General features: G+C 69.6%; 8 protein-coding genes and 3 pseudogenes. 5 read left to right on the top strand and 6 right to left on the bottom strand.

The features are described 5' to 3' along the window. Window positions 1-113: 113 nt before the first annotated feature. A pseudogene (locus ACFU5K_RS24260) lies at window positions 114-1,328 on the bottom strand (RNA-guided endonuclease InsQ/TnpB family protein). A gap of 54 nt (window positions 1,329-1,382) precedes the next feature. On the opposite strand from ACFU5K_RS24260, the pseudogene ACFU5K_RS24255 reads away from it, so the two are divergent. Next, window positions 1,383-1,538, top strand: a pseudogene (locus tag ACFU5K_RS24255) (transposase); the annotation flags it as partial. A gap of 225 nt (window positions 1,539-1,763) precedes the next feature. Here the strand turns inward: ACFU5K_RS24255 and ACFU5K_RS24250 are convergent. From ACFU5K_RS24250 to ACFU5K_RS24235, 4 genes and pseudogenes are all read right to left on the bottom strand, one after another. Then, window positions 1,764-2,366: pseudogene (locus tag ACFU5K_RS24250) on the bottom strand (GntP family permease); the annotation flags it as partial. Window positions 2,367-2,518: 152 nt separating this feature from the next. Beyond that, the gene (locus tag ACFU5K_RS24245) at window positions 2,519-2,929 is read right to left on the bottom strand and encodes a RidA family protein (RefSeq protein WP_384065199.1); all 411 of its coding nucleotides are present in this window, start codon (window positions 2,927-2,929) and stop codon (window positions 2,519-2,521) included. A gap of 6 nt (window positions 2,930-2,935) precedes the next feature. Beyond that, window positions 2,936-3,694, bottom strand: coding sequence for an IclR family transcriptional regulator (locus tag ACFU5K_RS24240; protein WP_384065197.1), 759 nt, complete (start codon window positions 3,692-3,694; stop codon window positions 2,936-2,938). Further along, a complete protein-coding gene (locus ACFU5K_RS24235; RefSeq protein WP_384065196.1) occupies window positions 3,691-4,764 on the bottom strand; it encodes a sugar kinase in 1,074 nt (357 codons plus the stop codon). Before ACFU5K_RS24235 ends, ACFU5K_RS24240 begins: the two co-directional genes overlap by 4 nt. A gap of 138 nt (window positions 4,765-4,902) precedes the next feature. Between ACFU5K_RS24235 and ACFU5K_RS24230 the strand changes: the two genes are divergently transcribed. Then, on the top strand, window positions 4,903-6,204 hold the full coding sequence (locus ACFU5K_RS24230) for an amino acid deaminase (protein WP_384065194.1): 1,302 nt from the start codon (window positions 4,903-4,905) through the stop codon (window positions 6,202-6,204). Window positions 6,205-6,244: 40 nt separating this feature from the next. Next, window positions 6,245-7,870 carry an amidohydrolase family protein gene (locus ACFU5K_RS24225; RefSeq protein ID WP_384065192.1) on the top strand — a complete coding sequence of 542 codons (1,626 nt, stop codon included), beginning with the start codon at window positions 6,245-6,247 and terminating at the stop codon, window positions 7,868-7,870. A 54-nt stretch (window positions 7,871-7,924) separates the two neighbouring features. Here the strand turns inward: ACFU5K_RS24225 and ACFU5K_RS24220 are convergent, their stop codons facing one another. Continuing rightward, window positions 7,925-8,893, bottom strand: coding sequence for a helix-turn-helix domain-containing protein (locus ACFU5K_RS24220; protein ID WP_384065190.1), 969 nt, complete (start codon window positions 8,891-8,893; stop codon window positions 7,925-7,927). A gap of 352 nt (window positions 8,894-9,245) precedes the next feature. Here ACFU5K_RS24220 and ACFU5K_RS24215 point away from each other — a divergent pair, with 352 nt between their 5' ends. Both ACFU5K_RS24215 and ACFU5K_RS24210 read left to right on the top strand, forming a co-directional pair. Then, window positions 9,246-10,142: a hypothetical protein gene (locus ACFU5K_RS24215; RefSeq protein ID WP_384065188.1), complete on the top strand. Its 897-nt coding sequence runs from the start codon at window positions 9,246-9,248 to the stop codon at window positions 10,140-10,142. 67 nt (window positions 10,143-10,209) lie between these two features. Beyond that, window positions 10,210-10,653: a peptidase inhibitor family I36 protein gene (locus ACFU5K_RS24210; RefSeq protein WP_384065186.1), complete on the top strand. Its 444-nt coding sequence runs from the start codon at window positions 10,210-10,212 to the stop codon at window positions 10,651-10,653. Window positions 10,654-10,785 lie beyond the last annotated feature (132 nt).

Genomic DNA, 10,785 nt, shown 5'->3' with positions numbered 1-10,785 from the left:
CATCCAGCCCCACCCTCCCACTGACGGACAGGACGATCATGCCAGCCCCCCCATCGCCCGGGGGTGTCGCTTTGCGGATTTCCCAACGGAGTCCTGAAGGAGGGGGCTTCTCTCTATACCTGGTCGGCGTGGAGACGGACCAGCCCGGCCCGTAGAACGTTGGTGGCTCCCACTGTGTCGGCGTGCGCCAGGTGGCCGCAGGCGACGCAGTGGAACTTTGCCTGTGTGGGCCGGTTCTCCTTGGCGGTATGCCCGCATTCGGGGCACATCCGGGAGGTGTTGCGGGGGTCCACGGCGATCACTTCCCGGCCGGCGCTTTCAGCCTTGCTCGCGAGGATCTTCAGGAACACCCCCCATCCGGCATCCGAGATCGAGCGGTTGAGTCCGGTCTTTGCGGCAGCCCCGTTGGGCAGGTAGCCGCCTGGCCGCTCGGGATCGGGCTTCGGCGCGACGGCCCTGACCATGCTGCGGATCGTCAGGTTCTCGTGCGCGATGACATCGTGCTCGCGGACCAGGGCGAGCGCGGTCTTGTGGGCGTGGTCGAGGCGCTGACGGCGGACCTTGCCATGCAGCTCGGCAACTCTGCCGACCGCACGGCGGTGGTTCGCGGTGCGCTTGTCACGCCGGACGCGCGGGAAGCGTGCGAGGGCCTGCTACGCGGCTTCGAGCCGGGCGGCATTGCGGCGACCGTGGCGCGGATTGGGCACGAAGCCGCCGTCGGAATCGGCGAGGAAGTACGCGATGCCCAGGTCGATGCCGACGGCCGAGCCGGTTCCGGGGAGCGGTTCGGGCCGGTCCTGCTCGGCGGTCAGCACGACGAACCACTTCGCACCTTCGCGCTTGACGCCGACCGTCTTGACCCTGCCGACGACCCGGCGGTGCTGATGAACCTTGACGTGCCCGACGCCCTGGAGACGGACACGGGTGACCGGGTCATGGGGAGTGGCGTCCCAGCGGCAGCCGTCACCGTCCTTCGGGAAATCCACCGTGCCGAACCAGCTCACACCCCTGAACCGGGGATAGCCGGGTGCGTCCCCGGACCTGACCCGGCGGAAGAACGCAGTGAACGCCCTCTCGAGTCGGCGGAGCGTGGCCTGCTGCGAGGAGAACGACCAACGGCCCTGACGCTCCGGGTCGAACGCCCGGATCTCCTTGAGCTGCGCCGACTGCTGCCCGTACTTCACGGACGTCTTCGAGACGTGCCGGTAGGCGTCACGGCGTTCCTGCAACGCCCCGTTGTAGAGCGAACAGTGATCACGGAGCATCTCACCCAGGGCAACCCGCTGGCCCACGGTGGGCCGCATAAGGAACTTGTACGCACGAATCATCCGGCCCACCCCCCCTTCCGCCTCTGGCTCCACCGACCCTACAACGCTCGGTGTATATCACCACACCGGGAACAAAATCCCGATAATCACACCGGCCGACATGTCATCCACACCCTGCACACACACTTGGTGTTCGTAACCAAATACCGGCGTGACGTCCTCGATGACGCCACGCTCGAACGCCACGAACAGATCATGCACAAGGCCTGCACCAGCACGTCACCTCCCCGCTACCTACGGGCTGAGCACACCGACCGGTCAACCAAAACGGCACGGAATCCGCCTTCTGCTCCCGCACCTACTTCTACTTCACGGGTTCCAGCGGTAACCCACCCCTGACCGTGACCCACCCAGTACATCGAAGAGCAGAAACGCCCCCTCTGAACGTCAAAACGGAAGCGCAAAGAGCTCCGGCGCTGCGCGCCTCCGGTCTCGGGATGCGTTTCCCTCCCCGGCTGAAGCCGGGGATACCCACGCAAGATCAGGGATGGAGAGTCCGGCCAGCAGCGGCATCGCGTATAGGATGATCGACTTTCCGGAGCGCTTCGCGGCGGCGTAGACGATCGGTGCGAGGACGAAGATGCCGACGTCGAAGAAGACCGGGATGCCGAAGATGAGGCCGGTGAGCCCCATGGCGAGCGGGGCGCGCTTCTCCCCGAAGAGGTTCAGCAGGCGGCTGCTCAGGACTTCCGCCCCGCCGGAGACCTCGAGGATGGCGCCGAGCATCGTGCCGAGCCCGATGATGATCGCGACGTGCCCGAGGATGCCGCCCATGCCGGACTCGATGACCGAGACGGCGGCGGACTTCTGGACCGTGCCGAAGAGTTCGGTGACGGAGAGACCGGCACCGAGGCCGACGGCTATGGACACGGCGAGCAGCGCGACGAACGGCTGAAGCCGGACCTTGATGATCAGGAGGAGCAGGAGCGCGATCCCGAGCGCGGCGACGGTCAGCAGACCGGGGGTGCCCCCGATCAGGAGGAGCAGTCCACCGGTGTGGGGTGGCGCCTCGGGGGCGGGTGCGGCGGCGAGCATCATGAGCGGTCAACTCCGTTGGGGACGGGGTCCTTCGGGGCAGGGGGGAGCGCGGCACGGCGTTCCCGTACGGGAGTGACGGGGCGCCGGGCCGTGCTGCGTGGTGCGGTGGATCGGAGGTCCGCCGTTCGGAGAGTGGCCGGCGGACGGGGTGATCAGCCCAGGACGGCGAGGGCGTCGATCTCGATGAGCAGCCCCTTGGGCAGGCCGACGTACACCGTCGTGCGTGCGGAGGCGGGAGCCTTGAGGCCCTGCTCCTCGAAGTAGGCGTTGTAGATCGCGTTCATCTCGGTGAAGTGGTCGACGTCCGTGAGGTACACGCGCATCATCATCACGTCGTCCCAGCTCGCACCGCCCTCCTCCAGGATCGCCTTGACGTTGGCGAAGGTCTGCAGGGTCTGCTCGCGCAGCGTCGGGCCGGCCGGGGTGGGGGCCTGGCCCTCCACGGCGGGCAGGAAGCCGACCTGACCGGCGACCTGGAGGATGTTCCCCTTCTTCACACCGTGCGAGAACTTCGCGGGCGGCGTGGTGTGGGTGCTGGGGGTGAGGGCGGTCTTCTCGGTCATGGTGGTTCAGGCTTTCTCGGTGGGGGTGGCGCCGGAGTACTCCCGGCTGATGGATTCCGCGGTACGGCGCACCAGCGGGAGAAGGGTGAGGAGTTCCTCGGCCGTGACGACCACGTTCGGCGCGGACACCGACATGGCGGCCACGACCCGGCCGTCCGCACCCCGGACGGGGGCGCCGACGCAGTTGATGGACTCCTCGTGGCCGCCGAGATCGGTGGCCCATCCCTGTTCGCGTACGACGGCGAGTTCCTTGAGGAAGGCACCGGCGTTCGGGACCGAACGGGATGTGTACATGGGGTAGTCGAGGCGTTCGGCGATCGCGCGCCGCTCGGGCTCGGTGAGGTCGGCGAGAAGCAGCTTGGCGACCGCGGCGACGGTGATCGCGACGGGCTTGCCGATCCGCGAGTACATCCGCACGGGGTAGCGGCTCTCCACCTTGTCGATGTAGAGGACCTCGCCCTCCTCGTACACCGCGAGGTGGACGGTGTGCCCGCACTGCTCGTTGAGCGCGACGAGGTGGCTGTGGGCGATCTCCCGCACGTCGAGGTTCTCGACGGCTTCCTGCGCGAGGGCGAAGAGACGGGCGCCGAGACGGTAGCGCTGGTCGTCCTGGCGGTAGACGAGTCCGTGCTCGTGGAGCGTGCGGAGCAGGCGCAGTGCCGTGGACTTGTGGACCCCTAGCCGCTCGGCGACCTGGCCGAGGTCAGCGGGGCCTTGGGCGAGCAGCGGCAGGATGCTCAGCGCGCGGTCGACGGTCTGGCTCATGTGACTCGTACCTCCTCGTTCGCCCCTTCGGCTGCTGTCCAGCCGGGGCCGAGACGAAGTGTCCCCCAGGCGTCGTCGTCCAGGGCGGCGAGCCGGTCGGCGTGTGCGCGGGCCGGGGGGCCGGTGAGGTCGCCGGGGACGGTGAGGACCGCGGCGGCCATGAGGTGGCCGTGCCGGGCCCGTTCCCGTACGGGCAGCCCGCGCAGGGTGGCGGAGAGGAATCCGGCGGCGAAGGCGTCGCCCGCACCGACGGCGGCGACGACGTCGACCCGCAGGGAGGGGACGACGGTGACGGTGTCACCGGCCGGCGTGCTCCCCTCGGGTCCGCCGTCCGTCCGTGAGAACACCGTGACACCGTCCGCGCTCCGCTTGACGACCAGGACCTCGGGCTCGGGAAGAGCGGCACGGATCGCTTCGGCCCCGGAGACACCCCATGCCTCCTCCGCCTCGTCCTCACCGACGAAGACGAGGTCGCAGCGGCGGGCGATGCCGAGCAGCACCTGCGGGCCCGCCTGCCTGCCGCGCCACAGGCCGGGCCGGTGGTTGACGTCGAAGGAGACGAGCGGCCGGCCGTCGCGGGGGGCGGTCAGGTCGGTCAGGAGGTCCAGGCAGTCGGCGGAGAGCGCGGCGGTGACGCCGGACAGGTGCAGGACGCGTCCGGAGAGGAGGTCCTCGTACGGCACGTTGTGCGGGGACATCGCGGAGGCGGCCGAGCCGGCCCGGTAGTACGCCACCTCGTGGGTGTCGGTGGCCCGGTCCGTCGCGGTGCGGAAGTAGATGCCGGTGGGGCGGTCCGGATCGCGGCGCACGGCGCTGGTGTCGACGCCGTAGGCGGCGATCGCCTCGACGAGGTGGTCGCCGAAGCCGTCGGCTCCGACGCGTCCGACCCATTTCGCCCGGTGGCCGGATGCGGCGAGCGCGCAGGCGACGTTGGACTCGGCTCCTCCGATCCCCCGGCCGAAGGCGGGGACGTCGGCGAGGCGGCCCGGCTGCGAGGGCAGGAACGTCACCATGGACTCGCCGAGGCAGACGACGTCCGCAGCGGCTGTCCTGGCTGCGTGTCCGGACACTCAGGGCTCCTCGTGGTCGGCCGTGGACGCCGGTGCTCACCATTGACCCGGCGTCGGCCAGGATGTTAGACAGCGTCAAGCGATATGCGCAATGGCCGTTGCAGACAATGCAACGAGCATGTCTCCGAGGAGGATCCCTTGGCCGCCCAGCAGCGCGCTGAACAGTCCGTGACGGCACTCGCCGGCGAGGTGGTCGACCACCGTTTCAAGGCGTTGCCGCCCGACGCGGAGGGGCTGACAGTCGGCGCCCTCGCGGCCGAGCGCCGCAACCTCTTCACCGGCGGCTTCACCACCCCCGTGCTGGCCCTGTCCGCGGAGTCGGTCGAGGCCAACCTCGCGCTCCTGGAGACGTACACCGAGCGGCACGGGCTGGCCTTCGCGCCGCACGGCAAGACGTCGATGTCCCCGCAGCTGTTCGCCCGCCAGTTGGAGCACGGCGCCTGGGGCATCACGGCCGCCGTCCCCCACCAGGTGCGGGTCTACCGGGCCCACGGCATCCGGCGGATCTTCCTGGCCAACGAGCTCGTCGACGCGGTGGCACTGCGCTGGCTGGCCGGAGAGCTGGACGCCGACCCCGGCTTCACCTTCGCCTGCTATGTCGACTCCGTGCGCGGCGTCGAGCTGATGGACGAGGCCCTGCGCGGGGCGGGCGCGGTACGCCCGGTCGACGTGGTGGTGGAGCTGGGTGCGGGCGAGACAGCCCGTACCGGCGCCCGCACGGAGGCGGACTGCGCGGAGGTGGCCGACGCCGTGGCGGCGGCGCCCACCCTGCGGCTGGTGGGCGTGGCCGGGTACGAGGGCGAGGTGCCGGACGCCTCCCCCGAGCGCGTGCGTGCCTGGCTCGGCCGGCTCGTCGCCCTGGCCGCGGACTTCGACACCGCCGGGCGCTTCCGGGCGCTCGCGGACGACGAGGAGATCCTGGTCAGCGCCGGCGGCAGCGCGTGGTTCGACGCGGTGGCCGACGTCTTCGCCGGTGTACCCGCACTGTCCAGGCCGGTGCTCAGGCTGCTGCGCTCGGGTGCGTACGTCAGTCACGACGACGGCCACTACCGCCACCTCACCCCCTTCAACCGGATCCCCGAGGAGGGTGCGCTGCGGCCCGCCTTCCGGCTGTGGGCGCAGGTCGTCTCCCGCCCCACGCCCGAGCAGGCCTTCGTCAACGCGGGCAAGCGCGACGCCGCCTACGACCTGGACCTGCCCGAGGCGCAGGTCATCCGCTCCGCGCGCGACGGCTCGGTGCGGCCCGCCACGGGGGTGACCGTGACCGGGCTCTCCGACCAGCACGGCTGGGTACGGACGGACGCGGACACCGGGCTGGAGGTCGGCGACTGGGTCGGGATGGGCCTCTCGCACCCCTGCACGTCCTTCGACAAGTGGCAGCTCATCCCGCTGGTCGAGGCGGACGGCACCGTCACCGACTACATCCGCACCTTCTTCTGATCCCGGCGGAGCCGCTCCCCTCCCGAAAGGCGACATCCCGATGGACCTGGTCATCCGCGACACCACCGTCGTCGACGGCACCGGCGCGCCCTCATACCGCGCCGACGTGGGCATCACGGACGGGCGGATCTCCGAGATCCGCAGGGAGGGCGACGGGCAACGCCCGGCCGCCGCCCGCACCCTGGACGCCGACGGCCTCGCGCTGTCGCCGGGCTTCATCGACATGCACGCGCACAGCGACCTCGCACTCCTGCGCGACCCGGACCACAGTGCGAAGGCGGCCCAGGGCGTCACCCTCGAAGTGATCGGCCAGGACGGCCTGTCGTACGCCCCCGCGGACGACCGCACCCTGGCCGAGGTGCGCCGAACGATCGCCGGGTGGAACGGCGACGGCGGTGACATCGACTTCGACTGGCGCACCGTCGGCGGCTACCTGGACCGTCTCGACCGCAACTTCGGCGGGCAGGGCATCGCCGTCAACGCCGCCTACCTGATCCCGCAGGGCACGGTGCGGATGCTCGCGGTCGGCTGGGACGACAGGCCGGCCACGGACGCCGAGCTGGCGCGGATGAAGGAGCTCGTCGCCCAGGGCATGACCGAGGGCGCGGTCGGGATGTCCTCGGGCCTGACGTACACCCCCGGGATGTACGCGAAGGACACCGAACTCACCGAGCTGTGCCGGGTGGTGGCCGCGCACGGTGGCTACTACTGCCCGCACCACCGCTCGTACGGCGCCGGGGCCCTCCAGGCGTACGAGGAGATGGTGCGGCTCACCCGGGACGCGGGCTGCGCCCTCCATCTCGCGCACGCCACCATGAACTTCGGTGTGAACGAAGGCAGGGCCCCCGATCTGCTGGCGCTCCTGGACGACGCGCTCGCCGGGGGCGCGGACATCTCCCTGGACACCTACCCGTACACCCCGGGATGTACGACGCTCGTCGCGATGCTGCCCAGCTGGGCGGGCGAGGGCGGGCCCGGGTCGGTCATGATCCGGCTCGCGGACGAGGAGACGGCGGGGCGGATCCGCCACCACATGGAGGCCGTGGGCTCCGACGGCTGCCACGGGGTCCCGATCGAGTGGGACACGATAGAGATCTCCGGCGTCGGCAACCCGGACCTGTCCGCCTACGTCGGCCGCACGGTGGCCGAGTCGGCACGCCTGCGGGGCGAGGAGGCGTGGGTGACGGCCCGCCGGCTGCTCGTCGAGGACCGGCTCGGCACCACGATCCTCCAGCACGTCGGGCACGAGGAGAACGTGCGCCAGATCATGCGGCACCGGGTCCACACCGGCGGCAGCGACGGCATCCTCCAGGGTGACAAGCCCCACCCCCGCGCCTACGGCACGTTCCCCCAGTATCTCGGCCGGTACGTCAGGGAGCTGGGCATCCTCTCGCTGGAGGAGTGCGTCGCGCACCTGACGTCGAGGCCGGCCGCCCGCCTGCGCCTGCCGGACCGGGGGTACGTCCGCGAGGGCTACCGCGCGGACCTCGTCCTCTTCGACCCGGCCACGGTCGCGGCCGGGTCGACCTTCGAGGAGCCGCGCACTCTTCCCGTGGGCGTCCCGCACGTCCTCATCGACGGGCACTTCGTCGTCCAGGACGGGAAGCGGACCTCCGTACTGGCCGGCAGGGCGGTGCGGGGCGCGGGGGGCGCAACCAAGGAGTGAGAGCGGCCGGACCCTCCACAGCCGGTCAAGCGAAACGCGACCGCGCGGGCACCCTCACGTGCGGGAGCGGGCGTGGTTCCTCTCGCGCCAGGCCCGAGGCGAGACTCCATAAGTCCGTTTGAACACCTTGCTGAAGTGGGTCGCGTCCACGAAGCCCCAACGTCGTCCTACCGCCGCGATGGTCCGCAGCCGCCCATCCGGGCCGGCCAGCTCCCGCCTGCATTCGGCCAGGCGACGGGTGCGAATCCAGTCTCCGAGGCTGATTCCCGACCGGGACAGCACAGCGTAGAGATGACGTACGGAGATGCCGTGTGCGGCGGCAATCCGTGCCGCTGACAGATCGGGGTCAGCCAGATGCTCCTGGATGAAATGAGTGACCCGCAGGCTGAGGCTCGCCTCCAACGGTGCTCTGGCCAAACTGGAGTTGCCACGCTGCGTGGTCAGAACGGCGTGGAGCAGTTCGACGCTGGGTTCTACGACGGAGTCGGCCTGCGCGCCCTGGTGCAGATCGTCGCTGAGGGCCAGTTGTGAGAAGTAGGTGAAGGCGAGGCGCGCAACAGGGTTGCCGGCTCCCAGGGCGACCGTGGTGCTGTCCCGTAGCAACCGGTCGGGGAGCGCGAGTGCAGCACGCGGGAAACGCAAAAAGTGGTGGTCGACGCCCTCGTCGAAGAGGAGCGTGTAGGGAGCGATCGATTCGTAGACAGCGAGTTCCCCCGGCCGCAGCACGCACTCCCGGCCGTTCTGCGCCACCAGGCTGGTGCCCGACACCTGAAGGCCGAGGAAGACGGCCGGCTCCTCGTCCTCCCGGGCCAGCCGCTCCGTCCGACGGATCGTGACCGCAGTCGCCCGCGCCGAACAGATCCGGAGGGGCCCCACGGCGCCGAGTCCTATGCGGACGGAGATGTCCTCAGCCCGCGGACGGTGGTCGATGTCGACCGCCACCACGGATTCCCACACCGCGTTCCGGACCACTTCCTCCCGGTCCCGCGACGGAACGTACGCCGTGTCCAGGACCGGGCTCATGCGACAGACCTCCGTCCGTTCCGATCACAGAGCCGGCCTGGCAGTACTTCAGCCCGTTGCCGCACAACGCTCCCCCTCGACGCGTCGGTTCCTTACGTCAGTGTGTCGAAGGCCCTGCAGGCCGTGCAACTGCTTCGACGGCCACACACGGTGCCGGATCTCGCCGCCGCGGCGCCACCTCGATGCGGTGCACAACTGACAAAACCCTCTGCACAGATGACACATTCCGAATCCCTCGATGCCCCTAAGGTCCATGGGCGGGGCCGGAGGCTCATCAAAGGCGGCTCGGACGCCGCGTCAACCGTAGGGAGCGCATCACGTGAGGCGGAAATTCCCCTTATCCGTAGCCGTCATGGCGGCTGCCTGCCTCACTGCGGGTTGTAGCGCCGGACCGGCGGCCACGGCGAACTCGGAAGCACCACCGAAGAGGGACACGGTCGCAATTTCGGACAGAGAGCTCCGGGACCTGACCATCCCCGAGGAGATCGAAATCGAGTACGCCGAGTACGCACTCGTCAAGGAGTGCATGGAGAACAAGGGATTCTCGTACTGGGTGGGACCAGTAGCGGGCGTCGACGCTCGCAAAGCGGGACGCTACGTGATCGACGACGTCGCGTGGGCGAAGAAGTGCGGCTACGGCCGGCCCTTCGACGAGGCGGCCGAGAAGGAGCGCAGCGAGCACCCCAACGTCCGGTTCCCCAACGCACTCCCGAGGAAGGACCGCATCCGTTACAACACGGCCCTCAACGGCGACTACAACGACGTACTGAGCGTGGACCTGCCGGCCGGTGGCGCCATCGAGACTCCCCGGTCAGGCTGCTGGGCCGGAGCCCGGGCCCGCCTCTACGGAGACCTCGAGGCCTGGTTCAAGGCAAAGAAGACCGTCACGAGCCTCACCCCGCTCTACGTCCCGAAAATCCTCGCGGACGAGCGGATGAAAAAGACGGTCGGCGCCTGGTCGCGCTGCATGGAGGAAGCCGGTCGCCCATTCGCCTCCCCGGATGAGATCCGCGAGAAGCGCGCAGCGAACACCGCGGGAATGAGCTCGCGCGAGGCCCAGGCTCGCGAGGTCGAATTGGCGGTGACCGAGGCCACGTGTGCCGTCAGGACGAATCTCGGAAAAACCGCGCGCCGACTCGAGCGGGAATTCCGGTCCACCCTGTTGAAAAAGTATGCCAAGGAGAATGCCGCCTACCAGCGCATGGGGCTGGCCGCACTCTCCCGAGCCCGAGATCTCACCGGCGAGTGACTCACAGGTTTCCGCGGCACAGCGGTCGCGGATGAATTTACACCGACACATGAAGGAGCACCACCTCATGCGTAAGGCTTTCGCTGCCCTCACGACCGTCGCCGTGGCATCCCTCGGCGCCCTCGTCCCCGCGACCTCCGCCCAGGCGGCGGACTGCTCGGACGCCATGGCCGGCGCGCTCTCCGGCTACATGTACGCCTATGACAGCACCAACTGCATCGGCCACCTCGGGCACGCGTCTGGCGACGACTCCAACTGGGGCGACTCCGCGCTGAGCTTCCAGGGCGGCGACACCAACAAGGCCTCGTCGATCCTGAACAACGGCAACAGCTACGAGGTCAAGTTCTACAACGGCACCGGCTACAGCGGTGGACACATCTGCCTCAGCAGGTCCGAGGGCTGGGCGTCCAACCTGTCCGACGACAAGTACAACAACGGCGCCTCCGCGAACAACAGCATCAGCAGCCACGCGTGGGCCAGCGCTTCCAACTGCTCCAAGTGGGCGGTGTGACGCTACCCGTGCAGGGAAACGAACCGCGGCTCCTACACGCCTGAGCCACCTCGGCCCGTCGGCTTGTTCCCGGCGGGCCGAGGTGCGCCCCGGTCGGGCCACCTGAGCCGGGCGTACACGGCGTCCGGGAGG

Source organism: Streptomyces sp. NPDC057428 (assembly GCF_042803195.1).
GTDB lineage: Bacteria > Actinomycetota > Actinomycetes > Streptomycetales > Streptomycetaceae > Streptomyces.
Note: the sequence above shows the minus strand (reverse complement) of the source record. Positions and strands in the feature narration are given on the sequence as shown.